Genomic DNA, 26,113 nt, shown 5'->3' with positions numbered 1-26,113 from the left:
GAAGACAATGGAGCTATCACTTTTCTTATCGGAGGAATTTCTACCATTCATTTCATTTGTAATTTAAATAAGAATTTTATATACTAGAAAACGGCTAAAAAAACGCATAGTTTAAATGAATATATAAATAGTTGAAGCATATAAAAAGAATTCAAGAAAAAGACTTGCATATTCTTTTTTTATTGTATATAATGTTGAATGTTGGTCTTTGACTGCGATGAAACGAGAGGTTACCGACACACCCGGCCGCTTTGCCATGGCGAGTGTACGGAAAATTTTCGTGGAGAATGTCTAGAAAATAGGCGAAAAGGAGGGAAAATAATGGCAAAACAAAAAATTCGTATTCGTTTAAAAGCGTATGATCACAGAATCCTGGATCAATCTGCTGAGAAAATTGTAGAAACTGCTAAACGTTCAGGTGCAAGTGTATCGGGTCCGATTCCACTTCCGACTGAAAGATCTGTGTATACGATTCTTCGTGCTGTTCATAAGTATAAAGATTCTCGTGAGCAATTCGAAATGCGTACGCATAAACGTCTTATCGATATCGTTAACCCAACACCACAAACTGTTGATGCGTTAATGAAGCTTGATTTACCATCTGGCGTTGATATTGAAATCAAACTTTAATGGTAAAAGATAAAAAACAACTAATTATTATAGGAGGTGTGACGGATGACCAAAGGAATCTTAGGTAGAAAAATCGGTATGACGCAAGTATTTGCTGAGAACGGTGACTTAATCCCTGTAACAGTTATTGAAGCTACTCCAAACGTAGTACTTCAAAAGAAAACTGCAGAAACAGACGGTTACGAAGCGATTCAGTTAGGTTTTGAAGATAAGCGCGAAAAGCTTTCTAACAAACCTGCTAAAGGACACGTAGCTAAAGCTAGCACCGCTCCTAAGCGCTTCATCCGCGAATTCCGCGGCTTGGATACAGCTAATTACGAGGTTGGTCAAGAAGTCAACGTAGAAAGTTTTGCAGAAGGCGATGTAATTGATGTAACAGGTATTACTAAAGGTAAAGGTTTCCAAGGTGTTATTAAACGCCACGGACAATCTCGTGGACCAATGGCCCATGGATCTCGTTATCACCGTCGTCCAGGTTCAATGGGGCCAGTTGCTCCGAACCGTGTATTCAAACAAAAGAAATTACCTGGTCAAATGGGTGGACACACAGTAACAATCCAAAACTTACAAATCGTAAGAGTGGATGCTGAACGTAACCTATTATTAGTAAAAGGTAATGTTCCTGGTTCTCGTAAATCATTAGTAGTTGTTAAGGCTGCTATTAAATCGAAATAATTCTCTGAAGAAAGGAGGAAACAGGAATGACAAAAGTATCTTTATTCAATCAAGCAGGATCTTCTGTTGGGGAAATCGAGTTAAACGATAAAGTTTTTGGAATTGAACCAAACGAATCTGTGCTATTTGAAGCTATCATTTCTCAACGTGCTTCACTTCGTCAAGGTAATCACAAAGTGAAAAATCGTTCTGAAGTAGCTGGTGGTGGTCGTAAACCATGGAAGCAAAAAGGAACAGGTCGTGCTCGTCAAGGTTCGATCCGCTCTCCACAATGGCGTGGCGGTGGTACTGTATTTGGTCCAGTTCCACGTAGCTATAGCTATAAATTACCTAAGAAAGTACGTCGTTTAGCTCTTCTTTCAGCTCTTTCATCTAAAGTGCGTGAAGAAAGCATCGTAGTACTTGAAGGGTTAGCATTTGATGCTCCAAAAACAAAAGAATTTGTGAAAGTGTTATCTAACCTTTCAATCAATAAAAAAGCGTTAGTAGTAACTGCTGATTTAGATGAAAACGTAGCATTAGCTGCTCGTAACATCCCTGGAATCACAGTTGTGTCTGCAACAGGCATTAACGTATTAGATTTAGTTGGTCACGATAAATTAGTGATGACTAAAGCTGCAGTAGAAAAAGTAGAGGAGGTGCTTGGTTAATGGAAGCACGTGATATTATTAAACGTCCGGTCATTACCGAGCGTTCTTCTGAAGTAATGGCAGATAAAAAGTACACTTTCGAAGTGGACACTCGCGCTAACAAAACACAAGTTAAATATGCAGTTGAAGAAATCTTTGGAGTAGATGTTGAAAAAGTTAACATCATGAACTACAAAGGTAAATTCAAACGCGTAGGTAAATTTGGCGGTTATACTAACAAACGTCGTAAAGCGATTGTTACATTAACTACAGACAGCAAAGAAATCGAGTTATTCGAAATTTAATCCTTTAACAAGGAATTAATAATCAAGAAGGAGGGAATAAAATGGCGATTAGAAAGTATAAACCAACGACAAACGGACGTCGTAACATGACTTCACTTGACTACGCTGAAATCACAACGAACAAGCCTGAGAAATCACTTCTTGCTCCTGTTAAGCGTAAAGGCGGCCGTAACAATCAAGGTAAAATTACTGTTCGTCATCATGGTGGTGGACACAAACGCCAATACCGCGTAATTGATTTCAAACGAAACAAAGACGGTATTCCAGCACGTGTTGCTACTATTGAATATGATCCAAACCGTTCTGCAAACATCGCATTACTAAATTATGCTGATGGGGAAAAACGCTATATCCTAGCTCCTAAAGGCTTAGAAGTTGGAATGACAATCGTGTCAGGTCCAGAAGCGGATATTAAAGTAGGTAACGCACTTCCATTGCAAAACATTCCAATGGGTACTACTATCCATAACATCGAAATGAAACCTGGTAAAGGTGGTCAGTTAGTTCGTTCTGCTGGTACATCTGCTCAATTATTAGGTAAAGAAGGTAAGTACGTTATCGTACGTTTACAATCTGGTGAAGTTCGTTTAATCCTAGGTGTTTGCCGCGCTACTGTTGGTGAAGTAGGAAATGAACAACATGAACTTGTAAACATCGGTAAAGCAGGTCGTAATCGTTGGTTAGGTAAACGCCCAACTGTACGTGGATCTGTAATGAACCCTAACGACCATCCACACGGTGGTGGTGAAGGACGTACTCCAATCGGACGTAAGTCTCCAATGTCTCCATGGGGTAAACCAACTCTTGGATACAAAACTCGTAGCAAGAAAAACAAATCCGACAAACTTATTATTCGTCGTCGTAAAAAATAAAGTGGTTTTACTACGGTTCAAAGAACGAGCCGTGGTGCAATCACAGAGGGAGGTTTCAGCATGGGTCGTAGCTTGAAAAAAGGACCTTTCGCAGACGATCATTTATTGAAAAAGGTCGATGCACAAAAGGACTCTGAGAAAAAACAAGTGATTAAGACTTGGTCTCGCCGTTCAACAATTTTCCCTACTTTTATCGGATTAACAATCGCAGTATATGACGGACGTAAACATGTACCGGTATACGTGACTGAAGATATGGTAGGTCATAAACTAGGCGAGTTTGCACCAACACGCGCTTATAAAAGTCATGGTGCAGATGATAAGAAAACAAGACGCTAATTTGAGAGGAGGTCATTCAAATGTCACAAGCAAAAGCTATTGCTAAAACAGTGCGCATTGCTCCTCGTAAGGTAAGATTAGTCGTTGATTTAATCAGAGGTAAGCAAGTCGGTGAAGCAGTTGCAATTTTACAACTTACTCCTAAAGCAGCATCTCCTGTTGTTGAGAAAGTATTAAAATCTGCTATTGCAAACGCTGAGCACAATTATGATTTAGATATTAACAACCTAGTTGTTTCTGAAGTATTTGTTGATGAAGGTCCAACATTGAAACGTTTCCGTCCACGTGCGATGGGTCGTGCAAGTGCTATCAACAAACGTACAAGCCACATTACTGTAGTGGTATCTGAGAAGAAGGAGGGATAATTCGTGGGTCAAAAAGTTCATCCAATAGGAATGCGAGTTGGGATCATTCGTGACTGGGAGTCAAAATGGTACGCTGGTAAAGACTATGCAAACTTACTTCATGAAGATTTAAAAATTCGTAAGTATATCGAAACTCGTTTAAAAGATGCTTCAGTTTCTACTGTAGAAATCGAACGTGCTGCTAAACGTGTTAACATCACTATTCACACTGCGAAACCAGGAATGGTAATCGGTAAAGGTGGTACTGAAGTCGAAGCACTTCGTAAACACTTGAACGATATCACTGGCAAGCGTGTACACATCAACATCGTAGAAATTAAAAGAGCTGACCTTGATGCTAAATTAGTAGCTGAAAGTATTGCACGCCAATTAGAAGGCCGCGTATCTTTCCGTCGTGCTCAAAAACAAGCAATTCAACGCACAATGCGTGCTGGCGCTAAAGGTATTAAAACTCAAGTATCTGGACGCTTAGGCGGCGCTGACATTGCGCGTGCTGAACATTACAGCGAAGGAACTGTACCACTTCATACATTACGTGCAGATATCGATTATGCACATGCTGAAGCTGACACTACTTACGGTAAGTTAGGCGTTAAAGTATGGATCTATCGTGGTGAAGTCCTTCCAGTTAAGAAGAACTCTGAGGAAGGAGGCAAATAATATGTTAATGCCTAAACGCGTTAAATATCGTCGCGAACACCGTGGGAAAATGCGTGGTGAAGCAAAAGGCGGTAAAGAAATAGCATTCGGTGAGTTTGGTTTACAAGCAACTGAAGCTAGCTGGATTACAAGTCGTCAAATTGAATCAGCTCGTATTGCAATGACACGTTACATGAAACGTGGCGGTAAAGTATGGATTAAAATCTTCCCACATAAACCTTATACGAAAAAGCCTCTAGAGGTTCGTATGGGATCCGGTAAAGGTGCTCCTGAAGGTTGGGTAGCTGTAGTTAAACCAGGGAAAATTATGTTTGAAATTGCTGGCGTATCTGAAGAGGTAGCTCGCGAAGCTTTACGCTTAGCATCTCATAAGCTTCCTATTAAATGTAAGATAGTTAAACGTCAAGAAATTGGTGGTGAATCTAATGAAAGCTAATGACATCCGTGAACTTACTACTGCAGAAATTGAACAAAAGGTAAAATCACTGAAAGAAGAGCTTTTCAACCTTCGCTTCCAATTGGCGACTGGTCAATTAGAAAACACAGCTCGCATTCGTGAAGTTCGTAAGGCGATTGCACGTATGAAAACTGTGATTCGCGAAAGAGAAATCAGTGCAAACAACTGATAAAGGAGGTTTTCAGGCATGACTGAGCGTAATCAACGCAAAGTATACACTGGCCGTGTAGTTTCTGACAAAATGGAAAAAACTATTACTGTTTTAGTTGAGACTCATAAAAAACACAAATTATACGGTAAGCGTGTAAAATATTCTAAGAAATTTAAGGCTCATGATGAGCAAAACGAAGCCCAAATCGGCGATATCGTCCGTATCATGGAAACTCGTCCGCTATCAGCTACAAAACGTTTCCGTTTACTGGAAGTTGTAGAAAAAGCGGTTATTATCTAATAATAAATTTCGGAACTAATTAATTCCGGAGGGAGGTAACCTAAGTGATCCAACAAGAAACTCGTATGAAAGTTGCAGACAACTCAGGTGCACGTGAAGTTTTAACAATAAAAGTACTTGGTGGTACTGGACGTAAGACTGCTAATATCGGCGATATCGTCGTATGTACAGTTAAGAAAGCAACACCAGGTGGCGTTGTCAAGAAGGGTGACGTAGTTAAAGCAGTTATCGTTCGCACTAAAAGCGGCGTACGCCGTAAAGACGGAACTTATATCAAATTTGATGAGAATGCATGCGTTATTATCAAAGACGATAAAGGACCGCGTGGAACTCGTATTTTCGGACCTGTTGCGCGTGAACTACGTGACAGCAACTTCATGAAAATCGTATCTTTAGCTCCAGAAGTTCTTTAATTATCATGAAAGTGCCAATCAAGGAGGTGCGACAAGAATGCATGTTAAAAAAGGCGACAAAGTAATGGTGATCTCGGGTAAAGACAAAGGGAAAACAGGCGTTATCCTTACAGCTTATCCGAAGAAAGACCGTGTTTTAGTTGAAGGTGTCAACATCATCAAAAAACACATGAAGCCAAACCAAGCTAATCCGCAAGGAGGAATTGAGAGCCGTGAGGCTGCAATTCACGTATCGAATGTTATGTTAATCGACCCAAAAACTGGCGAGCCGACTCGCGTAGGTTATAAAGTAGAAGATGGCAAAAAAGTTCGTGTTGCGAAAAAATCTGGTGAAATTATTAAATAAGTAAAGAGAAAGGAGGTACACACATGAACCGCCTAAAAGAAAAGTATCTTAAGGAAGTTTCTCCTGCTCTAATGAGCAAGTTTGAATATAGTTCAGTAATGCAAGTTCCTAAAGTTGATAAAATTGTTATCAACATGGGTGTGGGTGATGCTGTATCTAATACAAAAGCACTTGATGCTGCTGTTGAAGAATTACAAATTATTTCAGGTCAAAAACCTGTAGTTACGAAAGCTAAAAAATCGATCGCTGGATTCCGTCTACGTGAAGGTATGCCAATCGGTGCAAAAGTTACATTACGCGGAGAGCGTATGTATGACTTTTTGGATAAATTAATCTCTATCTCTCTTCCACGTGTACGTGACTTCCGTGGTGTTTCTAAAAAAGCATTTGACGGTCGCGGTAACTACACTTTAGGAGTAAAAGAGCAATTAATCTTCCCTGAAATCGATTATGATAAAGTTTCGAAAGTACGCGGTATGGACATCGTAATTGTAACAACTGCGAACTCTGACGAAGAAGCTCGTGAGTTATTAACACAGTTCGGTATGCCATTCCAAAAGTAAAATAAGGGAGGCGAAAACGTGGCTAAAAAATCAATGATCGTTAAACAACAACGTACGCCAAAGTTCAAAGTGCAAGAATACACACGCTGTGAGCGTTGTGGACGTCCGCACTCTGTATATCGTAAATTTAAGCTTTGCCGTATTTGTTTCCGTGAACTTGCATACAAGGGACAAATTCCTGGCGTTAAAAAAGCAAGCTGGTAATCCCCTATAACTGGGAAGGAGGTAAATGTAATGACAATGTCAGATCCAATTGCAGATATGCTAACACGCATTCGTAATGCTAACATGGTTCGTCACGAGAAATTAGAAATTCCTGCTTCAAACTTGAAAAAGGAAATCGCTGAAATTTTAAAACGCGAAGGTTTCATCCGTGACGTTGAATATGTAGAAGATAGCAAACAAGGAATCATCCGTATCTTCTTAAAATATGGTCAAAACGACGAGCGCGTTATCACTGGTTTGAAACGTATTTCAAAACCTGGTCTACGCGTTTACGCTAAAACAAACGAAGTGCCTAAAGTATTGAACGGTTTAGGAATTGCTTTAGTTTCTACTTCAAATGGTTTATTAACAGATAAAGAAGCTCGCGCTAAACAAGTTGGCGGAGAAATCGTAGCTTACGTTTGGTAATAATCAACAAACGAATGGAGGTGCAACAAAATGTCTCGAGTAGGTAAAAAACCAATAGAGGTTCCTGCTAACGTTACTGTTACAGTTAGCGCTGATAACTCAGTAGTCGTTAAAGGACCAAAAGGTGAATTAACAAATTCTTTTAACCAAGATATCAAGATTGAACAAGAAGGTAATATTATTACTTTAGTTCGTCCTTCAGATTCTAAAGAACACCGTACAATCCATGGCACAACTCGTGCTTTATTAGCAAACATGATTACTGGTGTTTCTGAAGGATTTGCACGTGGACTTGAATTAGTTGGGGTTGGTTACCGTGCACAATTACAAGGTAAGAAACTTGTACTTAACGTAGGGTACTCTCATCCAGTTGAATTCACTCCTGAAGATGGACTTGAAGTTGAAGTTCCTTCTAATACAAAAGTTATCGTTCGCGGTATTAACAAAGAACGCGTTGGTGCATTAGCATCTAACATCCGTCAAGTTCGCCCACCTGAGCCTTATAAAGGTAAAGGTATTCGCTATGAAGGTGAAGTTGTACGCCGCAAAGAAGGTAAAACAGGTAAATAATGCATTGCGCATTAGAAAGGAGTGACTACTGTGATTACGAAACAAGACAAAAATCAAGTTCGTAAGAAACGTCATGCACGTGTTCGTACAAAAATCACGGGTACTACTGAACGTCCTCGTTTAAATGTATTCCGTTCTAATAAACACTTATACGCTCAACTTATTGATGATGCACAAGGTGTAACAATCGTAAGTGCATCAACTATGGACAAAGATTTCAATGGCACAGCTGGAAACGTTGAAGCTGCTAAATTGATCGGAGAAACAATCGCTAAACGCGCTACTGAAAAGAACATTAAATCTGTTGTATTCGACCGTGGCGGTTACTTATATCATGGACGTGTTAAAGCGTTAGCTGAAGCTGCACGTGAAAACGGCTTAGAATTTTAAGAAGAAGGAGGGACATATTTCATGCGTGGTATTGACCCAAACAAACTTGAACTTGAAGAACGCGTAGTAACAATTAATCGTGTTGCTAAAGTTGTAAAAGGTGGACGTCGTTTCCGTTTTACTGCATTAGTAGTAGTTGGAGACAAAAACGGACATGTAGGATTTGGTACTGGGAAAGCTCAAGAGGTTCCAGATGCTATCCGTAAAGCAGTTGAAGATGCGAAGAAAAACCTAATTGAAGTACCAAGAGTTGGCGGAACTACTCCTCACCAAGTAATTGGTCGCTTTGGAGCTGGATCTATTCTAGTTAAACCAGCAGCACCAGGTACTGGAGTTATCGCTGGAGGACCGGTTCGTGCGGTTCTTGAATTAGCTGGTATTACTGATATTCTTTCGAAATCACTTGGATCTAACACACCAATTAACATGGTTCGTGCTACAGTACAAGGTTTAAATCAACTAAAACGTGCTGAGGACGTTGCTAAATTACGTGGTAAATCAGTAGAAGAACTGTTAGGATAAGGGGGGAAATTACAATGGCAACTAAATTAGAAATCACCCTTACTAAAAGCTTGATTGGTGCAAAACCAAATCAACGCAAAACAGCAGAAGCTCTTGGATTACGTAAACTTCATCAAACAGTTGAGCACCAAGACAACGCCGCTATCCGCGGAATGGTTGGCAAAGTAGCTCACTTAGTAACTTTGAAAGAAATTTAAGGTTTATTTTAAGAATAAGGAGGTGCCACCATATGAAACTTCATGAGTTAAAACCAGCAGAAGGATCTCGCTCTACACGTAACCGCGTAGGTCGTGGTATCGGTTCTGGTAACGGTAAAACTGCAGGTAGAGGTCATAAAGGTCAGAATTCTCGTTCAGGCGGAGGAGTACGTCCAGGATTTGAAGGGGGTCAAAACCCTTTATTCCGTCGTTTACCAAAACGTGGATTTACTAACATCAACCGTAAAGAATATGCAATTGTGAACCTTGACACATTAAATCGTTTCGAAGAAGGCACAGAAGTTACACCTGCTCTATTGATTGAAACAGGTGTTGTGAGTAGTGAAAAATCTGGTATTAAGATCTTAGGTAATGGAACTCTTGAGAAGAAACTATCAGTAAAAGCTCACAAATTCTCTGCGACAGCAAAAGAAGCAATCGAGAATGCTGGCGGACAAACTGAGGTGGTTTAATGTTTCAGACAATCTCCAACTTTATGCGTGTGAGAGATATTCGAAATAAAATCATTTTTACCTTATTGATGCTAATCGTGTTTCGTATTGGGACATTTGTTCCAGTACCTCACGTTAATGCAGATGCGTTAAAGCAAACCGATGAATTAGGTTTGATTGGTTTCTTAAATACATTTGGTGGTGGAGCACTTGCTAACTTCTCTATTTTAGCAATGGGTATCATGCCATATATTACAGCATCAATCATCGTTCAGTTGTTACAAATGGACGTTGTTCCGAAGTTTACAGAGTGGGCAAAACAAGGTGAAGTCGGAAGACGGAAGCTTGCTCAATTTACTCGTTACTTCACAATTGTTTTAGCTTTTATACAAGCGATTGCTATGTCATATGGGTTTAACCAAATGTATAGCGGTTCTTTGATAAAAGATGAAGGAATCATGACCTACTTAACCATCGCAATCGTATTAACTGCAGGTACTGCATTCTTAATGTGGTTAGGTGAGCAAATCACCTCTAAAGGCGTGGGTAATGGTATTTCCGTGATTATCTTCGCAGGGATTGTTGCAGCTATTCCAAACGGTATAAACCAATTGTATGCTCAACAAATTCAAGATGCTGGTGATGCTTTATTCATCAACATCGTGATTATTATCTTGCTTTTATTGGCAATCATTGCTGTTACAGTAGGAGTTATTTACGTTCAACAAGCGTTGCGTAAAATTCCTATTCAATATGCAAAACGTGTTGCGGGCTCTTCTCAAACTGGAGGTCAACAAACACATTTACCTTTAAAAGTTAATGCTGCGGGAGTTATCCCAGTAATCTTTGCATCTGCGTTCCTTATGGCTCCGCAGTCTATCATTTTGTTCTTTGGTGAGAACAAAACGACAGAATTTATTAGAAATATGTTAGATTACACTCAGCCAGTAGGTATGATCATTTATGTTGCTTTGATAGCTGCCTTTACATATTTCTATGCGTTCATTCAGGTGAACCCGGAAAATGTAGCAGACAACTTGAAAAAGCAAGGTGCGTATATTCCAGGTATCCGTCCGGGGATAAACACACAAAATTACTTAACAAGCGTCTTATACCGTTTAACATTTGTAGGTGCTATTTTCTTAGCAGTAATCTCTATTATGCCATTATTATTTGTAAAGTTTGCTGGTTTACCACAATCTATACAAATTGGCGGAACAAGTCTGCTAATCATTGTTGGGGTAGCCCTTGAAACAATGAAACAATTAGAATCGCAATTAGTTAAACGTCACTATAAAGGCTTTATGAAATAATGTCGGTTTTTAGGAACGGTTAGAGTTCCTAAAAATCAACAAATAGTCCTGGGGGGCATTTCCGTATGAATATCGTTTTAATGGGTCTGCCTGGTGCCGGTAAAGGTACACAAGCAGATAAAATTGTTGAGAAGTACGCAATCCCTCATATTTCTACAGGCGACATGTTTCGTGCAGCTATTAAAGAAGGCACGGAGCTTGGTTTAAAAGCAAAATCGTTTATGGATCAAGGTGCATTAGTACCCGATGAAGTTACGATTGGTATTGTTCGTGAAAGATTAAGTAAACCAGATTGCGATCAAGGATTCCTATTAGATGGTTTCCCACGTACAGTTCCTCAAGCTGAAGCTTTAGATGCTTTACTTTCGGATCTAGGGAAATCTATTGAGCATGTGCTTAATATTCAAGTAGAACAAGAAGAATTGATTAAACGTCTAACAGGTCGTCGTATTTGTAAAGAGTGCGGCACTGCTTATCATCTTGTTTTCAACCCACCTGCTAAAGATGGTGTTTGTGACAAAGATGGAGGAGAGCTTTATCAGCGTGCGGACGATAATCCCGAAACGGTGACAAACCGTCTGGAAGTAAATATGAAGCAAACACAACCTTTGCTTGATTTTTATCAGAACAAAGGTGTTTTAAGTAATTTAGATGGCCAGCAAGATATTAAAGTAGTCTTCGCTGACATCGATGCTCTGTTACAGGGCAACCGCATCTAAGAGCCCGGTGCCCGTCGCAGACGACTGAATATCCGGGTAGTATGCAAAGAACGTAAACGTTTTTTTCGAGAGCTGCAAAAGCATATTGCGCCCGGTATACGAACTGGATGAACTTGAAATGTGTTAACAGCGAGGACCCCCTAGTCCACGTGCATTTTGATTTCTGAAAGGGTATAATGGGTTTCGTGGAAAGCATTAATCGAACGGGTACTATGGAACTCATCCAACACATTCGTACGAACATGTTGACATGAGGGAGACAGGTTTCTACCAGTCAGTCTACTCGGTGGATTGCGTTAAAACGAAACCTTACGAGTGTCTTTCGAACATCTCTCATGATTTCCAAACATATGCTTAAAACGAATAGTTTCGTTCATTTTGAGGCTATACTACAGCAAATTACGTTTGAATATTGATGAGAACCTGATTTGTATATAGAAGGGAGACAGGGTTGATGGCGAAAGATGATGTAATTGAAGTCGAAGGAACAGTTGTTGAGACTTTGCCAAACGCGATGTTTAAGGTAGAATTAGAAAACGGTCATACGATACTTGCGCATGTATCGGGTAAAATTCGTATGCACTTTATCCGCATTTTACCTGGAGATAAAGTCACAATTGAACTTTCTCCTTACGATTTAACTCGCGGTCGTATCACGTACCGTTTTAAATAATCTTTTGCACTCCGGACTACTAAGGAGGTTGGGTTAGATGAAAGTGAGACCATCTGTGAAGCCGATCTGCGAAAAATGTAAAGTAATTCGCCGACGCGGTAAAGTAATGGTAATCTGTGAAAATCCTAAACACAAACAAAGACAAGGATAATAAGAAGGAGGTGCACGACACATATGGCACGTATTGCTGGTGTTGACATTCCACGCGATAAACGCGTTGTTATTGCATTAACATACATTTTCGGAATTGGTAAAACTACGTCACAAAAAGTATTAGCGGAAGCTGGTATCTCTGAAGAGACTCGCGTTCGTGATCTTACTGAAGACGAGCTAAACAAAATCCGTGAACAAATCGGTGTATACAAAGTAGAAGGTGACCTTCGTCGTGAAGTATCACTAAACATTAAACGTCTGATGGAAATCGGTTCATTCCGAGGAATCCGTCATCGTCGCGGCTTACCAGTACGCGGACAAAATACGAAGAACAATGCACGTACTCGTAAAGGTCCACGTAAAACAGTAGCTAACAAGAAAAAATAATCGGTAAAGGAGGTTTCTTCTTAACATGGCACGTAAACAACAAACACGTAAGCGTCGTGTGAAAAAGAATATCGAATCCGGTATTGCTCACATTCGCTCAACATTTAACAACACTATTGTGACTATAACAGACATGCAAGGTAACGCACTTTCTTGGTCAAGTGCTGGAGCTCTTGGATTCAGAGGTTCTCGTAAATCTACTCCATTCGCTGCACAAATGGCTGCTGAAACTGCTGCTAAAACTTCAATGGAACATGGTTTAAAAACTTTAGAAGTAACTGTTAAAGGTCCTGGTGCTGGTCGTGAAGCGGCAATCCGCGCACTTCAAGCTGCAGGTCTAGAAGTTACAGCAATTAAAGACGTAACACCAGTACCACATAATGGTTGCCGTCCACCAAAACGTCGTCGCGTTTAATAGGTGATCCTCAATATGTTTGAGAACATCATTTATTGTACAGACTGAGGTTGTGCAACACAGCAATCAGTTAAACGATCGAATTCATGATGGAAAGAACCTATACATTCGATGTTTTGAGGGAGGGTAAATTGGAATGATCGAAATTGAAAAACCAAAGATTGAAAGTGTAGAAATCAGCGAAAATGCCAAGTTTGGTAAATTTGTTGTAGAACCGCTTGAACGTGGCTATGGAAATACTTTGGGCAATTCTTTACGTCGTATCCTTCTGTCTTCTTTACCAGGAGCCGCAGTTACTTCTATTCAAATTGATGGCGTTTTACACGAGTTTTCAACTATTGAAGGCGTAGTGGAAGATGTAGCATCTATTATTATGAATGTGAAAAAACTAGCTCTTAAAATCTACTCTGATGAAGAAAAAGTCATAGAGATAGATGTAAAAGGAGAAGGAACTATTACAGCAGCTGACATTACTCATGACAGTGACGTGGAGATTTTAAATCCGGAGCTTTATATTGCTACAATCGGCAAAAATGGTCATTTCCGTATGCGTATGTACGCAGGGCGAGGCCGTGGCTACACTCCTGCTGATCAAAACAAACGTGAGGATCTTCCTATCGGCGTAATCCCGATCGACTCTATTTATACTCCAGTTTCACGCGTTAATTTTCAAGTGGAAAACACTCGTGTTGGACAAATGTCTAACTACGATAAATTAACTCTTGATGTGTGGACAGATGGCAGCACCGGTCCAAAAGAGGCGATTTCGCTTGGAGCAAAAATACTAACAGAGCACTTGAACATTTTTGTAGGGATGACAGATGAGGCACAAACTGCGGAAATCATGGTCGAAAAAGAAGAAGATCAAAAAGAAAAAGTTTTAGAGATGACTATTGAAGAACTTGATCTTTCTGTTCGTTCTTATAACTGCTTGAAGCGTGCAGGTATTAATACAGTACTTGAACTTGCTAGCAAGTCAGAAGACGATATGATGAAAGTAAGAAACCTTGGACGTAAATCTTTAGAAGAAGTAAGAGCTAAGTTAGATGAGCTTGGCTTAGGATTACGTAAAGAAGACTAAGCGATTTTTGATATAGCTAGATATGAACTATTCACCAAAGGAGGGAAACATCCATGGGTTACAGAAAACTTGGACGTACAAGTTCTCAACGTAAGGCGATGTTACGTGACTTAACAACTGACCTAATTATTCATGAGCGTCTTCAAACAACTGAAGCACGTGCAAAAGAATTACGTTCTGTTGTTGAAAAAATGATCACTTTAGGTAAACGCGGAGACTTGCACGCTCGTCGTCAAGCAGCTGCATACATTCGTCGTGAAGTAGTTACTACTACTGATGAAGAAGGCGAAGAATCAACAACTTTTGCTTTGCAAAAATTGTTTGATGATGTAGCACCACGTTATGCAGATCGCCAAGGCGGTTATACTCGTATTATGAAAGTTGGACCTCGTCGCGGAGACGGAGCACCAGTTGTAGTAATTGAGTTAGTTTAATTTAATGGATCAGTCGTTTATTCGATTGCTAAGTTAAAATTCAAAGCTGAAGAGGGATGTTGGTGTTGCTACCACCCTCTTCTTTTTTCAAACAGATTTATACGACATTATAAAAGCTGAGTGTTATGATGAGCGGACTTTCATTAGTAGCGTCTCGTCTAGCTCTACGCACCTCATTTTCTGACTGGTCTTGAGCAACCAGTCTAGAAATAAGTTATAGAAGAGCGCATTTCTCCAAATGAGGTGCGCGCTTTTTTAATTTGTCTATAAATTTGTTAATATGGAGTTAAGCTGAGCAGAGTTTAGTTAAGGGAGGTTAAGGGCATGAAAGCAGAAATTATTTCCTTACAGGATGTAACATATACCTATTCCGAAGAAAATACTAATATCAAACCCGCAATACATAATGTGTCATTTTCTATAGGTGAAAGCGAATGGGTTGCTATTGTAGGTCACAATGGATCTGGTAAATCCACGTTAGCCCGATTAATGAATGGTCTTCTATTTCCTCAGAAGGGAAAGGTGCGTATTTTTGGTGAGACGTTAACGATGGAAAATCTTTGGGAAACTAGATCGAAAATGGGCATGGTATTTCAAAACCCCGATAACCAATTCGTTGGGGCTACTGTCCAGGACGATGTAGCATTTGCCCTAGAGAATAATGGGATCCCCTTTGAGGAAATGGTAGAACGAGTACGACGATCATTAGCAAAGGTCAATATGCAGGATTTTATGAATAGCGAGCCACATCATCTGTCAGGTGGCCAAAAGCAAAGGGTGGCTATAGCGGGTGCTATTGCGATGCAGCCACGCATTTTATTGTTAGATGAAGCAACCTCCATGCTAGATCCGCAAGGGAAGGAAGAGGTGCTGTCAACGGTTCGTCAGCTAAGAGAAGAAACGGATCTGACGGTTATCTCCATAACGCATGATTTAGAGGAAACCTTGCTTGCAGATAGAGTTATTATGATGAATCAGGGTGAGAAATATGTAGAGGATACTCCAAAAGGTATTTTCGAGCGTGGGCAAGAATTAGTGGACTTAGGTTTAGATTTGCCATTTGCGATGAAAATGTCCAAGCTTATAAAAGCTCAAGGGATATCCCTAATCGCAGAACATATGTCAGAAGAAGAGTTGGTGAACGATTTATGGACATCACACTTCAACAAGTAAGCTATGCTTATGCAAAAGATACCCCTTTTGAAAAAAAAGCCTTGTTTGATGTGGATTTGAATATACCTTCTGGCTCTTATCAAGCTATTATAGGGCACACTGGCTCAGGAAAGTCTACTGTGTTGCAGCATTTGAATGCCTTATTAAAGCCTACGGAAGGTACCGTTAGGATAGGAGAGATAGAGGTCCAAGGTAAAAAGAAAAATAAACAATTACGTGCAGTGCGCCAAAAAGTAGGCATAGTGTTTCAATTTCCAGAGCATCAGTTGTTTGACGAAACAGTACTCAAGGACATTATGTTTGGTCCTATGAACTATGGTGTACCAGAGGCTGAAGCTAAGGCACGTGCAGTAGAATTGGTTAAGCTACTAGGATTACCTGAAGAGGTCATGGAAAAATCTCCATTTGACTTATCTGGTGGCCAAATGAGACGCGTCGCTATAGCAGGAGTTCTAGCTATGAACCCAGAAGTCCTAGTACTGGATGAGCCGACCGCTGGTTTAGATCCAAGGGGTCGTAAGGAAATCATGGACCTCTTTTATCGCATTCATCAAGAGAAGGGAATAACGACTATCCTCGTGACGCACAGCATGGAAGATGCAGCTAGATACGCAGATCGAATAGCAATCATGTATAGAGGGAAATGTGTGTTGCAAGGCACTCCGGAAGAGGTTTTTGAAAATGAAACTCGTTTAAAAGATTATCAGTTGGAGCTGCCACAAACAGTAAAATTTCAAAGGAAATTAGAACATATGATGGGCAGAAGGCTACCGATTCTCTGTTTAACAGAGGAAGTATTGGCGAAAGAAATGGCGCACCTGTTAAAAAAGGGGTGTGAGGACGAATGTTAGAAAAAATGATTTTTGGTCGTTACATACCTGGGGATTCATTAATTCACCGCTTAGATGCCAGAGCTAAATTAATCTTTGTTTTCTTATTTATCGCCGTGGTTTTCATCGCGAATAATTGGATCACATATGGAATATTGGTGTTATTTACTTTTTTAATAATCCGTATGTCAAAAATAAGATTATACTTTCTAATCAATGGTTTAAAACCTGTCGTTTTTTTGATAATCTTTACATTCTTATTGCATATAATTTTCACTCGAGAGGGCGCTCTTATTTTTGAATGGAAGTTTATAAAAATTTATGAGGAGGGTTTGAAGCAGGGGATATTCATATCTATCCGTTTCTTCGTACTCGTTATACTAACATCCATTTTAACGCTCACTACAACGCCTATATCGATTACTGATGCTTTAGAGATACTTCTGAACCCCTTAAAGAAATGGAAGCTCCCAGTGCATGAATTAGCGCTTATGATGTCAATCTCCTTAAGGTTCATCCCAACACTTATGGATGAAACTGATAAGATTATGAAAGCGCAGATGGCCAGAGGGTCGGATATGACTTCAGGAAGTATGAAAGAGCGAATGAATGCTATTGTGCCGTTGCTGATTCCGCTATTTGTGAGTGCTTTTAAACGAGCTGAGGATTTGGCGACAGCTATGGAGGTTCGCGGCTATAAAGGTGGCGAAGGTAGAACAAGATATCGCAAGCTAGAGTGGAGGAAAAAGGATACGGCAATTCTAGTTGTACTTGTCCTCTTAGCAGTTATACTTGTTTATTTTAGACAGTAATGGGAGGTAACGGTATGCGTTTAAGAGCTATCATCAGCTATGATGGAAGTCAATTTTCTGGTTATCAGGTTCAACCGGGAAAAAGAACAGTACAGCTAGAGCTTGAACGAGTTCTACAAACAATCCATAAAGGTGAACTAGTGAAGGTAGTAGCAAGTGGTCGTACGGATGCAGGGGTGCATGCGACAGGTCAGGTAATTCATTTTGATAGTCACTTCAACTTACCTATGGATCGCTGGAGAACTGCTTTAAATGTTCAACTTCCAAAGGATATCCGAATACATTCCGTAGAAGAAGTTGCTGCAGACTTTCATGCAAGATATCATGCGGAGGGCAAAACTTATCGATACAAATGGACGCTAAATGAGATTCAGAGCCCATTTGAGCGTAATTATACTGTCCATGTGGATAGATATAAGCCTAACGTAAATTTGATGAAGGAAGCTTCCGTACACCTTTTAGGGACGCATGATTTCTCTAGCTTCTGTGCATCTAAAACTAGTATAAAAGACTTTGTCAGAACAGTAAGGTCAATAGATTTTGAATGGAAAGAAGACTCTAATCAGCTGCATATGGTTATCAGCGGTAATGGTTTTTTATATAACATGGTTCGAATTATTGCAGGTACTTTATGGGAAGTTGCAATAGGAAAAAAAAATGTGGACGAGCTACCAGGAATTCTTCAATCTTGCGATAGAAAAAATGCTGGTAAAACCGCGCCAGCACACGGTTTATATCTAGAAAAAGTAGAGTATTCATGATGTAGCAACTTTTCCAGGTGTTTATGGGAAAATACTTGACTATTAACAGTGTGTGGGTTATGATGATGTATGGTATTTTCATTAACCCCACAATATAAGCCCCGAAACTTATTGGTATGAGGATATAGAAAATTATAGATCGATTATGATTGAATTAGGAGGACAAAATACATGCGTACAACATTCATGGCTAAAGGTCACGAAGTAGAACGTAAATGGTTAGTTATCGACGCTGAAGGCCAAACTCTTGGTCGTCTTGCTTCTGAAGTAGCAGCTATTTTACGTGGAAAAAACAAACCAACTTTCACACCGAACGTTGACACTGGTGATCACGTGATCATCATCAATGCAGAAAAAATTCATTTAACTGGGAACAAGTTAAATGACAAAATTTACTACCGTCACACTCAATTTGCTGGTGGACTTAAACAACGTACTGCTTTAGAAATGCGTACTAAGTACCCAACAAAAATGATCGAATTAGCGATCAAAGGAATGCTTCCTAAAAACACTTTAGGTCGTCAAATGTTCGGAAAACTTCACGTTTACGCTGGAGCAGAACATCCACATGCAGCACAACAACCAGAAGCTTATGAGCTTCGCGGATAATAATTAAGAGGAGGACATACACTTGGCACAAGTTCAATATATCGGCACTGGTCGCCGTAAAAGCTCAGTAGCACGCGTACGTTTAGTACCAGGCGAAGGAAAAATCGTTATCAACAAACGTGACGTAGAAGATTACGTACCATACGAAACTTTACGTGAAATCATTAAACAACCATTAGTAACTACTCAAACTCTAGGTAGCTATGATGTTCATGTAAACGTTAATGGTGGTGGATTCACAGGTCAAGCAGGAGCAATCCGTCACGGTATTGCACGTGCTCTACTTACAGTAGATCCTGATTTCCGTCCGGCTTTAAAATCTGCAGGATTCTTAACACGTGACCCACGTATGAAAGAACGTAAAAAACCAGGACTTAAAGGCGCTCGTCGTGCACCTCAGTTCTCAAAACGTTAATCTTACAAGATTACAAAGACTCTCAACCTTTATGGTTGGGAGTTTTTTTATTTTTATTCAAACATTCTCACTTTTAGTTATTAATCCTTTCTAGATGTCAAAGAAGGGATTCTTTTATTTCAAAAAACTAATTGAAATGCCGTATATACTAACGTAACTAATTTAAAAATAACAGATGGTATTAAAAGGTATTTAAGTTATAATAGTAAAGGAAAAAATAGGGATAGGAGAGTGTCGGGCTTGAAAATAACACAGCAATGGAATCAGGTGGATAGTGATTATATACGACAAAAGGTTATTGAGCATAATATGGCTAATATTCCTGAGGAAGTGAAACACCCGAAAAAACAAATCAGTTTCGTACTGCGTGATGAAAACCAAAAGATTCTCGGAGGAATTACGGGTACAATTTTTTGGTATCATCTTCATATTGATTTCCTATGGGTGGATGAGTCTTTGAGAGGTCAAGGTTACGGAAAAGAATTGCTAACTAAAATAGAAGAGTTTGCGATAGAGCATAACTGTAGGCTTATACAATTAGATACCTTTAGCTTTCAAGCACCTGATTTTTATCAAAAGTTTGGTTATGAAGTAATTGGTATCGTCGATGATTTTCCTACGAAGGATAGTAAACAGTATTACTTAGCAAAAAGAATGGGTTAGCTAAAGGTAGATTGGGTCTTAGACTCTAATCTACCTTATTATTTTTTGAAAAAAATAATTACCTGGACATCTTATTTAATGACAAATTATTAAGAATTATTTATCTTCTACCGAAAAAGGGATTGTAGCATAAATTGCGTAAGTGTATATTAAGTAAGCAATTATACATAAAGTGGGGTGGGAGAATGTTTTCTTCAGAAAGATTAGATTTTCGTTTCTATACAGAGGCTGACTTAGACTTTTTATATTCCATGCTTTCAGACGAAAGAATGACAGAATTTATAGGGAACGGGAAGACAAGGAATCGTAAGGAAACCTTAAATTTTTTACAGTGGATTTTTCAACATTATGAGCAAAACAACGAGTATGGGTTAAAGTTATTGGTACGTAAGGAAGATGGAGTGACAATTGGCCATGCTGGTATTGTTCCACAATTAATTGAGGGACAAGAGGAATTAGAAATTGGCTATTGGATTGCTAGAGAGTATTGGGGAAATCGTTATGCGAGTGAGGCTGCGGAGACTTTGTTACAAAGAGGTCTAAACCAGCTAGGAGTGGGAAGGTTTATATCGCTTATTCAAAAGCCAAATTTAGCGTCTAGAAAGGTAGCAGAAAAAATAGGTATGCAGCTAGAAAGAGAAATAATATTAAGCGATAAGCAGGTTTGCTTATATGTATATGAAAAATAGAGAGAAGTAGGGTTGAGATGAGAAAGAAATTTAATGTAGTTACTTCTACCATTTTGGTAAGCATTTTTTTAGCGAGGTTTGGGACGTTTTTGGTAATTCCCTATCTTACTTTGTTTTTGTTAAATGAGTTTGACTATTCGGGTGTGCAGATAGGAGCTATATTATCCACCTTGGCTTTTTCTGGTCTTCTCATGAGTTTTTTTGTAGGTCCCTATATTGATAAATTTCCAAAAAACAAAGTTATCTTAACTGGTTTAAGCGGATATCTAGCCTGCTATATTTATTTTCCATTTATCGATCAATATGCAGGGTTTATTGTTTTTGCGGTTTTACTAGGGATGAGTCAATCAATAGTTGAGCCAACCTATCGTGTACTATTAAGTCTTTACACAGAACCAGAGAATAGAAGATTAATCTTTAATATACGATATTTTTTGATTAATATCTCTGCTGCTGTAGCACCGCTCACTTCCGTCTATTTTCAGCGGTTCGGGCTTGAGAATATATTTTTCGGTGTCGGTTTTATCTTTCTAGTAAATATTATTACGTTTATGGTGTTATTCAAGAAGTATCCGATGGAGAAACCTGCAGCTAGTTCTTCCAAATCATCTATTTTTCAGTCTTTCCATGTATTTAAAAAAGATTATGCTTTCAGTATTTTTGTGCTTGCCTTGATTTTTATAACCTTTGGATATAGTCAGTTTGATTCGACTTTTAGTCAGTACTTAGGTAAGACATTTGACGCGGAGCTTGCAGTTACATATTTTTCATGGTTGATTACGACAAATGCAATAACGGTTTTAATCATACAATACTTTGTTTATAAGCTAGGAGAGCGGATCAGTACCACTTCATCACTAATGATTGGAAGTGGAATGTTATCTATTGGATTACTAATTTTCGGGCAAAGTCCAAATATTATTGTGTTAATTGTAGCGATGATTATCTTTACAGCAGGAGAAGTACTGGTTTTTACAATGGTAGATATACATATTGATAGTATGTGTGAGGATCATGAAAAAGGGACTTATTTTGCTCTTACAGGTGTAAAATCTGTTGGAAGAATTATAGGCCCAAGTTTGGGAGGAATATTATTAGATAATGTAGGAAGTGGAGCAGCAGTATTCTTTATCATATCTTTCATTACTATTTTATCTGTCCCATCATTTTTTATAAGTTCTAAAATGAAGCCTAGAATCTAATCATACTCTTTGTCCCTCTTACGTATAATGAGTGAAAAAGGAGCGATTAACCTGAAAAAATGGCTAATAATCGGTGTTTTGTTTTTTGTCACTCTACTAGCGGTAACTTACAGCACAAGAGCAAGTGATGTTGGTTTTTTCCTGCCAGAACCATTAAGTGGGGTAAAGGTTGTCATCGACCCAGGGCATGGAGGGATAGATGGCGGGGCGAGTTATGGGGAAGTAGTGGAAAGAGATATAACTCTATCTATGTCTCTTAAACTAGAAAAAATTTTAAAGTCTCAAGGGGCAACGGTTGTTATGACACGCACAAAAGAGGGGGATGCTGTGGCAGAGCATTTACCTGATGAGGATTACCCGACAACTCGTGCGAGAAAACGTGCAGATTTATTGCTAAGAGAAGAGATTATGAATAACTCTGAGCCGGATATGGTCATTAGTATGCATGTCAACGCTGTTCCTGAGGAAAGATGGAGAGGCGCTCAAGTTTTTTATCACGCAGATGGACACGAGGGCGGACAGCTACTAGCTAAATCCATCCAATCATCCATTAAAAGCAATATTGGCAATACTGAAAGAGAGGCACTCGCTATCAAGCAAGTCTATATCTTAAAGAAAGCAAAAGCACCAGCAGTTTTAGTGGAAACTGGTTTCATAAGCAATACAGATGAAAGAGAATTGCTTACATCGGACAAATATCAAAATGATATGGTAAATGCTATCGCAAATGGAATTAGAGTATTCGTAGAAGAAAGCGTTTATTGAGCCGATGAAGGGATTGTAGACACTCGTATATGGTATACTATATTGCGAATAGTTAACTAAAGGGGAGTGTCTGCACAATGATTAATGAGAAACAAGTTCGTACATTACTTGGGGAATTAAACGATCCGTTTTTACATAGAACTCTTGAAGAAACGAATGGTATCTCTCAAGTTTCGATAAAGGAAGAGAAAAATCATGTTAGTGTTAAATTGGCAATTGCAAAGATTAACTCAGCGGAGCAAATGCAGTTACAAACTAAAGTAGTAGAAATATTGAAAAATGCTGGTGCCAACACGGTTGGTATTCGTTTTGAAGAGCTTCCTAAGGAAGTATTAGAGCAGTTCCGCGGAAAAGGAAAAGAGAGCGATAGCGAGGATATTCTTTCTCCAAACAGTAAAGTGAAGATTATCTCTATCGCATCTGGTAAAGGAGGCGTAGGTAAATCTACGGTATCCGTGAACTTGGCTGTGGCCCTTGCTCGATTAGGGAAAAAGGTTGCTTTAGTAGACGCAGATATTTACGGCTTTAGCGTACCGGATATGATGGGAGTAAAAGACGTTCCTCAAATCAAAGAAGATCGTATTATTCCAGTAGAGCGCAAAGGAGTTAAAGTAATATCAATGGGATTCTTTGTTGAAAACAACACTCCTGTAGTTTGGCGCGGACCAATGTTAGGGAAAGTTTTGGACCAATTCTTTAAAGATGTAGAGTGGGGAGAGTTAGACTTCTTGCTATTAGATTTACCACCAGGTACAGGAGACGTGGCATTAGACATTCATCAAATGCTGCCTGCCTCTAAAGAAATCGTTGTCACTACACCGCATCCAACAGCAGCTTTCGTAGCAGCTCGTGCGGGTGCTATGGCTTTACAAACGGATCACGAGATTTTAGGAGTTATTGAAAATATGTCATGGTACGAATCTAAGTCTACTGGTGAGAAGGAGTTCGTTTTTGGTAAAGGCGGAGGCCCTAAACTTGCGGAAGAACTTCGCACAGAGCTTCTAGGTCAGATTCCTCTTGGTCAGCCTGACTGGAATGATATCGATTTTGCTCCTTCCGTATATTCTGAAACCCATGAGACGGGCAAAATATATTTGGATATCGCTGAAAAAATTATAGAAAAAGCATAAAAAAAAAAGGCCGTTTCCTAATAGGAGCGGCCTTATTTTTCTTCCTCTTTCTTGCTTTCCTCTTCCTTAGAGCCACCGCCACTTTCCTCTTTTGAGGCGCCCGCTTCTTCTACTAGCTTCTGCCATTTTGTTTGTAGCGTTGGACTTTGAATAGTTTCTTCTACAACCTTTTGGATCTCTTTACGCATATCACTTGATTTTAGTGTTTTTTCTAATTCCTTTTTCATCTCAGCAGAACCAAAGAAACTCTCTAAGTCCTTAAGGTATTCTGAATCCTTCATCATTTTTTTCATCAAATCTTCTTGTTGTTTCAGCATACTCTTTGCCATAGTCTCAGAAAATTTAGGGTCCTGATAAAGTTCCTTCCAAAAATCCTCCGCTTGCTTAGAAAGCATAGTCTCTTCGACCGATTTTTTTACTTGTTCACTGTCTATTACAAGCATTTCTTGAAATTGAGGATCCTCTAAAAGGGTGCGTATAGCTTTCTTCCCGTCCTCAGTCTGCAATGCATCGATTAACATTTTTTTGTTTTCTTCATATGAAGGAGTGCTAGAAGATTCACTACAACCAGCTAGGAGCCCAATACTCAATAATAATAGGGCAAAATATTTCATTTAAGCCTCACCATCCTTTCAATTATTGTTCACATTTAAAATAGAAATATGTATTGCATTTATGAAGAAATAGATTTTTTCCCAAATCGTTGATACAATCGTAAGAGGAAATAGAGTAGATGGAGGAAATCTTGCTGTGACAATTCGAAATTGGTTTAAATTCTTTCTTAATTCAATGATTATCGGCGGCCTCATTACAGGAGTTTTAGGTTTGTTCATCCGTTGGGATGATGCCTTTGCAAAATATTTTGAAGCAGGACAATGGAGTGAATTTATTGCTGCATTTGTTTTTATGGTAGTAATGGGTTTCACTATTAGTGTAATTGCCCAAATGGGATTCTTCGCTTATTTAACCATTCATCAAATGGGCGTAAATATATTTAGAACCCTAACACTATGGAATTGGGTACAATTATTAATTATTGCGTTTGTGATATTCGATTTGATAATGTTCCGCTTTCGTCCAAATGCTGAAACGACGGGACAAGTTTGGTTATACGGAATCTTGTTGGCAATTTTAATAATAACGGCTGTAGTTGTGGGTATAATAAAAGCAAATAAAACAAAAAAGCATGCGCTAATTTCGGCTGTATTCTTTATGATAGTAGTTTCCACGTTAGAGTGGCTTCCAGTCTTAATGGTTAATGCTGACAAAGTAGATAGCTGGGTTACTTTATTATTGTTTCCCATACTTGCAGTTAATGCATACCAATTGTTGGCCTTACCGAAGTACAACGCTAAATCTGATGAAGATCGTTTAAAACTTGAAGCTCGCAGAAAAGCGAGAAGAGAAGCAGCAACAGTTGTGAAGGGTAAATAAGAAAACTGCTCTGACTAATTAGTCGGAGCAGTTTTCTTTAATCAGGAATGCTTTTTGTTTTCATTTTTAAATTAAATATATTTTGTTCAATAGTAACAAAAGGTTGAGATTTTAAATATTTTGCAAGTTGGACCGTGTCGATTCGTTCCTCTTGGTGTAAGGGAACGGTAAGTATATCTCCTTTACCAAGCTTAGGAATGCTATCTCCTAAAACTAAAGAAGATCCCAGCAGATTTATTTCCTCCTTCCAAGCATCCTTCTGAAGCTCCATTGGAAACTCATAATCAGAAGTTCTAAACCAATTAGGCTTCTCACCAATCGCTTTTTCAAATCTATCTACTTCTTTTTTAAAGAGACTGCGGTCCTCGGTATACTGTAAACCCTCTTTCCCTAACAGGCTAATAGGAATTTTTTTGTCTTGCATCAATTTAACAATCGGCTCAGAGCGCTCGATCCATTCAATGCTAATAAAAAAATGAGGATAAGGTGCTTTTAAATCTTTTACTAATGCTTCTACATCCTCTCTGCCAAATGTCAGATCTATAGTGACAGTGTTTCCATAGGTACCCTTGGAGATAACGCTTGGTTTTTCTGTCACTTGAAAGACGGGAAGAAGAGTAGAATAAGTATTGGGCATAAAGAGTAAAAGCATGAATAACAGTACAGAGGAGATGGTTATTAAAAGCTTTGTTTTCAAAGAAACACACACCTTTTCAATTTGTTTTAATAAATTTTATGATTAAGTGTTGACATTCATGTTTAAACGATGGTAAGATACAAAGGTCGCCAAAACAAAACGACAAAATACATTATATGAACATTGAAAACTGAACATGCAAAACGTTAAGACATAAAGCATCAAATAACTTCGGTTATGTTGATGCAAAACAATTTTGACATCATTTAATGATGATGCCAGCAAAACAAAATGAGCTTTTTAAGTTCTCTATTATGGAGAGTTTGATCCTGGCTCAGGACGAACGCTG

At 39.0% G+C, this 26,113-nt stretch carries 43 protein-coding genes; 41 read left to right on the top strand and 2 right to left on the bottom strand.

Translation table 11 applies throughout. From position 1 onward, the window contains the following. Positions 1–321: 321 nt before the first annotated feature. The 40 genes from rpsJ (at position 322) to ACQKNZ_RS16755 (ending at position 23,693) form a co-directional block, all read left to right on the top strand. Positions 322–630: a 30S ribosomal protein S10 gene (gene rpsJ / locus ACQKNZ_RS16950; RefSeq protein ID WP_042478628.1), complete on the top strand. Its 309-nt coding sequence runs from the start codon at positions 322–324 to the stop codon at positions 628–630. A 45-nt stretch (positions 631–675) separates the two neighbouring features. Continuing rightward, a complete protein-coding gene (rplC, locus tag ACQKNZ_RS16945) occupies positions 676–1,305 on the top strand; it encodes a 50S ribosomal protein L3 (protein WP_144540976.1) in 630 nt (209 codons plus the stop codon). A gap of 26 nt (positions 1,306–1,331) precedes the next feature. Beyond that, positions 1,332–1,955 carry a 50S ribosomal protein L4 gene (gene rplD, locus ACQKNZ_RS16940; RefSeq protein WP_144540978.1) on the top strand — a complete coding sequence of 208 codons (624 nt, stop codon included), beginning with the start codon at positions 1,332–1,334 and terminating at the stop codon, positions 1,953–1,955. Continuing rightward, a complete protein-coding gene (gene rplW, locus ACQKNZ_RS16935) occupies positions 1,955–2,239 on the top strand; it encodes a 50S ribosomal protein L23 (RefSeq protein ID WP_144540980.1) in 285 nt (94 codons plus the stop codon). Before rplD ends, rplW begins: the two co-directional genes overlap by 1 nt. A 41-nt stretch (positions 2,240–2,280) precedes the next feature. Next, positions 2,281–3,111: a 50S ribosomal protein L2 gene (rplB, locus tag ACQKNZ_RS16930; RefSeq protein WP_144540982.1), complete on the top strand. Its 831-nt coding sequence runs from the start codon at positions 2,281–2,283 to the stop codon at positions 3,109–3,111. A 60-nt stretch (positions 3,112–3,171) separates the two neighbouring features. Next, the gene (gene rpsS / locus ACQKNZ_RS16925; protein WP_090567829.1) at positions 3,172–3,450 is read left to right on the top strand and encodes a 30S ribosomal protein S19; all 279 of its coding nucleotides are present in this window, start codon (positions 3,172–3,174) and stop codon (positions 3,448–3,450) included. A 20-nt stretch (positions 3,451–3,470) separates the two neighbouring features. Next, positions 3,471–3,815: a 50S ribosomal protein L22 gene (gene rplV, locus ACQKNZ_RS16920; RefSeq protein ID WP_144540983.1), complete on the top strand. Its 345-nt coding sequence runs from the start codon at positions 3,471–3,473 to the stop codon at positions 3,813–3,815. A 3-nt stretch (positions 3,816–3,818) separates the two neighbouring features. Beyond that, on the top strand, positions 3,819–4,475 hold the full coding sequence (gene rpsC / locus ACQKNZ_RS16915) for a 30S ribosomal protein S3 (protein ID WP_144540985.1): 657 nt from the start codon (positions 3,819–3,821) through the stop codon (positions 4,473–4,475). A gap of 1 nt (position 4,476) precedes the next feature. Continuing rightward, positions 4,477–4,911: a 50S ribosomal protein L16 gene (gene rplP / locus ACQKNZ_RS16910; RefSeq protein WP_144540987.1), complete on the top strand. Its 435-nt coding sequence runs from the start codon at positions 4,477–4,479 to the stop codon at positions 4,909–4,911. Then, a complete protein-coding gene (gene rpmC / locus ACQKNZ_RS16905; RefSeq protein WP_053591325.1) occupies positions 4,901–5,101 on the top strand; it encodes a 50S ribosomal protein L29 in 201 nt (66 codons plus the stop codon). The genes rplP and rpmC overlap by 11 nt, the downstream gene beginning before the upstream one ends. A gap of 18 nt (positions 5,102–5,119) precedes the next feature. Next, on the top strand, positions 5,120–5,383 hold the full coding sequence (gene rpsQ / locus ACQKNZ_RS16900; protein ID WP_144540989.1) for a 30S ribosomal protein S17: 264 nt from the start codon (positions 5,120–5,122) through the stop codon (positions 5,381–5,383). A gap of 44 nt (positions 5,384–5,427) precedes the next feature. Next, positions 5,428–5,796 (top strand): 50S ribosomal protein L14, encoded by a 369-nt coding sequence (gene rplN / locus ACQKNZ_RS16895; RefSeq protein WP_053591327.1) that lies wholly within the window; start codon positions 5,428–5,430, stop codon positions 5,794–5,796. Positions 5,797–5,833: 37 nt separating this feature from the next. Then, positions 5,834–6,142, top strand: coding sequence for a 50S ribosomal protein L24 (gene rplX, locus ACQKNZ_RS16890; RefSeq protein ID WP_144540991.1), 309 nt, complete (start codon positions 5,834–5,836; stop codon positions 6,140–6,142). Positions 6,143–6,165: 23 nt separating this feature from the next. After that, positions 6,166–6,705 (top strand): 50S ribosomal protein L5, encoded by a 540-nt coding sequence (rplE, locus tag ACQKNZ_RS16885; RefSeq protein WP_144540993.1) that lies wholly within the window; start codon positions 6,166–6,168, stop codon positions 6,703–6,705. Between the two features lie 18 nt (positions 6,706–6,723). Further along, a complete protein-coding gene (gene rpsN / locus ACQKNZ_RS16880) occupies positions 6,724–6,909 on the top strand; it encodes a 30S ribosomal protein S14 (RefSeq protein WP_053591330.1) in 186 nt (61 codons plus the stop codon). 30 nt (positions 6,910–6,939) lie between these two features. After that, entirely contained in the window at positions 6,940–7,338 is a 399-nt protein-coding gene (gene rpsH, locus ACQKNZ_RS16875) for a 30S ribosomal protein S8 (RefSeq protein WP_144540995.1), read from the top strand. Between the two features lie 30 nt (positions 7,339–7,368). Beyond that, entirely contained in the window at positions 7,369–7,908 is a 540-nt protein-coding gene (rplF, locus tag ACQKNZ_RS16870) for a 50S ribosomal protein L6 (protein ID WP_427660806.1), read from the top strand. Positions 7,909–7,938: 30 nt separating this feature from the next. Then, positions 7,939–8,298, top strand: a complete 360-nt coding sequence (rplR, locus tag ACQKNZ_RS16865) for a 50S ribosomal protein L18 (protein ID WP_144540999.1) — start codon at positions 7,939–7,941, stop codon at positions 8,296–8,298. Positions 8,299–8,319: 21 nt separating this feature from the next. Further along, positions 8,320–8,820, top strand: coding sequence for a 30S ribosomal protein S5 (gene rpsE / locus ACQKNZ_RS16860; RefSeq protein ID WP_144541001.1), 501 nt, complete (start codon positions 8,320–8,322; stop codon positions 8,818–8,820). 14 nt (positions 8,821–8,834) lie between these two features. Continuing rightward, positions 8,835–9,017, top strand: a complete 183-nt coding sequence (gene rpmD / locus ACQKNZ_RS16855; RefSeq protein WP_144541003.1) for a 50S ribosomal protein L30 — start codon at positions 8,835–8,837, stop codon at positions 9,015–9,017. A 32-nt stretch (positions 9,018–9,049) separates the two neighbouring features. Further along, positions 9,050–9,490, top strand: coding sequence for a 50S ribosomal protein L15 (gene rplO / locus ACQKNZ_RS16850; protein WP_144541006.1), 441 nt, complete (start codon positions 9,050–9,052; stop codon positions 9,488–9,490). Continuing rightward, on the top strand, positions 9,490–10,782 hold the full coding sequence (secY, locus tag ACQKNZ_RS16845; protein WP_144541008.1) for a preprotein translocase subunit SecY: 1,293 nt from the start codon (positions 9,490–9,492) through the stop codon (positions 10,780–10,782). Before rplO ends, secY begins: the two co-directional genes overlap by 1 nt. A gap of 65 nt (positions 10,783–10,847) precedes the next feature. Next, positions 10,848–11,501 carry an adenylate kinase gene (locus tag ACQKNZ_RS16840; protein WP_144541010.1) on the top strand — a complete coding sequence of 218 codons (654 nt, stop codon included), beginning with the start codon at positions 10,848–10,850 and terminating at the stop codon, positions 11,499–11,501. 454 nt (positions 11,502–11,955) lie between these two features. Beyond that, the gene (infA, locus tag ACQKNZ_RS16835) at positions 11,956–12,174 is read left to right on the top strand and encodes a translation initiation factor IF-1 (RefSeq protein ID WP_016429904.1); all 219 of its coding nucleotides are present in this window, start codon (positions 11,956–11,958) and stop codon (positions 12,172–12,174) included. 37 nt (positions 12,175–12,211) lie between these two features. Continuing rightward, a complete protein-coding gene (rpmJ, locus tag ACQKNZ_RS16830; protein ID WP_003247619.1) occupies positions 12,212–12,325 on the top strand; it encodes a 50S ribosomal protein L36 in 114 nt (37 codons plus the stop codon). A 23-nt stretch (positions 12,326–12,348) separates the two neighbouring features. Further along, positions 12,349–12,714 carry a 30S ribosomal protein S13 gene (rpsM, locus tag ACQKNZ_RS16825; RefSeq protein ID WP_090567879.1) on the top strand — a complete coding sequence of 122 codons (366 nt, stop codon included), beginning with the start codon at positions 12,349–12,351 and terminating at the stop codon, positions 12,712–12,714. Positions 12,715–12,739: 25 nt separating this feature from the next. Further along, positions 12,740–13,129 carry a 30S ribosomal protein S11 gene (gene rpsK / locus ACQKNZ_RS16820; RefSeq protein WP_053591340.1) on the top strand — a complete coding sequence of 130 codons (390 nt, stop codon included), beginning with the start codon at positions 12,740–12,742 and terminating at the stop codon, positions 13,127–13,129. Positions 13,130–13,265: 136 nt separating this feature from the next. Then, positions 13,266–14,210: a DNA-directed RNA polymerase subunit alpha gene (locus ACQKNZ_RS16815; protein ID WP_144541012.1), complete on the top strand. Its 945-nt coding sequence runs from the start codon at positions 13,266–13,268 to the stop codon at positions 14,208–14,210. A gap of 53 nt (positions 14,211–14,263) precedes the next feature. Further along, the gene (rplQ, locus tag ACQKNZ_RS16810; protein ID WP_144541014.1) at positions 14,264–14,644 is read left to right on the top strand and encodes a 50S ribosomal protein L17; all 381 of its coding nucleotides are present in this window, start codon (positions 14,264–14,266) and stop codon (positions 14,642–14,644) included. A gap of 324 nt (positions 14,645–14,968) precedes the next feature. Next, entirely contained in the window at positions 14,969–15,817 is an 849-nt protein-coding gene (locus ACQKNZ_RS16805) for an energy-coupling factor ABC transporter ATP-binding protein (protein WP_151112054.1), read from the top strand. Beyond that, a complete protein-coding gene (locus ACQKNZ_RS16800) occupies positions 15,793–16,668 on the top strand; it encodes an energy-coupling factor ABC transporter ATP-binding protein (RefSeq protein WP_154312074.1) in 876 nt (291 codons plus the stop codon). Before ACQKNZ_RS16805 ends, ACQKNZ_RS16800 begins: the two co-directional genes overlap by 25 nt. Beyond that, positions 16,662–17,459, top strand: coding sequence for an energy-coupling factor transporter transmembrane component T family protein (locus ACQKNZ_RS16795; protein ID WP_144541020.1), 798 nt, complete (start codon positions 16,662–16,664; stop codon positions 17,457–17,459). The genes ACQKNZ_RS16800 and ACQKNZ_RS16795 overlap by 7 nt, the downstream gene beginning before the upstream one ends. Positions 17,460–17,473: 14 nt before the next feature. Then, positions 17,474–18,220, top strand: a complete 747-nt coding sequence (gene truA / locus ACQKNZ_RS16790; protein ID WP_144541022.1) for a tRNA pseudouridine(38-40) synthase TruA — start codon at positions 17,474–17,476, stop codon at positions 18,218–18,220. 171 nt (positions 18,221–18,391) lie between these two features. Next, the gene (gene rplM / locus ACQKNZ_RS16785; protein WP_144541024.1) at positions 18,392–18,829 is read left to right on the top strand and encodes a 50S ribosomal protein L13; all 438 of its coding nucleotides are present in this window, start codon (positions 18,392–18,394) and stop codon (positions 18,827–18,829) included. Between the two features lie 22 nt (positions 18,830–18,851). Continuing rightward, the gene (gene rpsI / locus ACQKNZ_RS16780) at positions 18,852–19,244 is read left to right on the top strand and encodes a 30S ribosomal protein S9 (RefSeq protein ID WP_144512714.1); all 393 of its coding nucleotides are present in this window, start codon (positions 18,852–18,854) and stop codon (positions 19,242–19,244) included. A 240-nt stretch (positions 19,245–19,484) separates the two neighbouring features. Continuing rightward, on the top strand, positions 19,485–19,907 hold the full coding sequence (locus ACQKNZ_RS16775) for a GNAT family N-acetyltransferase (protein WP_144541026.1): 423 nt from the start codon (positions 19,485–19,487) through the stop codon (positions 19,905–19,907). A 185-nt stretch (positions 19,908–20,092) separates the two neighbouring features. Then, positions 20,093–20,596 (top strand): GNAT family N-acetyltransferase, encoded by a 504-nt coding sequence (locus ACQKNZ_RS16770; protein WP_427660797.1) that lies wholly within the window; start codon positions 20,093–20,095, stop codon positions 20,594–20,596. A gap of 17 nt (positions 20,597–20,613) precedes the next feature. After that, a complete protein-coding gene (locus ACQKNZ_RS16765) occupies positions 20,614–21,798 on the top strand; it encodes an MFS transporter (RefSeq protein ID WP_154312075.1) in 1,185 nt (394 codons plus the stop codon). 51 nt (positions 21,799–21,849) lie between these two features. Next, positions 21,850–22,563, top strand: coding sequence for an N-acetylmuramoyl-L-alanine amidase (locus ACQKNZ_RS16760; protein ID WP_427660965.1), 714 nt, complete (start codon positions 21,850–21,852; stop codon positions 22,561–22,563). A gap of 77 nt (positions 22,564–22,640) precedes the next feature. Further along, entirely contained in the window at positions 22,641–23,693 is a 1,053-nt protein-coding gene (locus ACQKNZ_RS16755; protein WP_144541032.1) for an Mrp/NBP35 family ATP-binding protein, read from the top strand. Positions 23,694–23,725: 32 nt separating this feature from the next. Here the strand turns inward: ACQKNZ_RS16755 and gerD are convergent, their stop codons facing one another. Next, positions 23,726–24,283 (bottom strand): spore germination lipoprotein GerD, encoded by a 558-nt coding sequence (gene gerD / locus ACQKNZ_RS16750; RefSeq protein WP_427660794.1) that lies wholly within the window; start codon positions 24,281–24,283, stop codon positions 23,726–23,728. Between the two features lie 160 nt (positions 24,284–24,443). On the opposite strand from gerD, the gene ACQKNZ_RS16745 reads away from it, so the two are divergent. Next, on the top strand, positions 24,444–25,127 hold the full coding sequence (locus ACQKNZ_RS16745) for a KinB-signaling pathway activation protein (protein ID WP_427660792.1): 684 nt from the start codon (positions 24,444–24,446) through the stop codon (positions 25,125–25,127). Positions 25,128–25,164: 37 nt separating this feature from the next. On the opposite strand, the gene ACQKNZ_RS16740 is transcribed toward ACQKNZ_RS16745, so the two are convergent. Next, positions 25,165–25,824: a hypothetical protein gene (locus tag ACQKNZ_RS16740; RefSeq protein ID WP_154312077.1), complete on the bottom strand. Its 660-nt coding sequence runs from the start codon at positions 25,822–25,824 to the stop codon at positions 25,165–25,167. Positions 25,825–26,113: the final 289 nt, after the last annotated feature.

It is taken from the genome of Psychrobacillus sp. NPDC093200 (assembly GCF_050280345.1).
GTDB lineage: Bacteria > Bacillota > Bacilli > Bacillales_A > Planococcaceae > Psychrobacillus > Psychrobacillus faecigallinarum.
The sequence above is the reverse complement of the archived record's forward strand: the minus strand, read 5'-3'. Positions and strand labels throughout refer to the sequence as shown.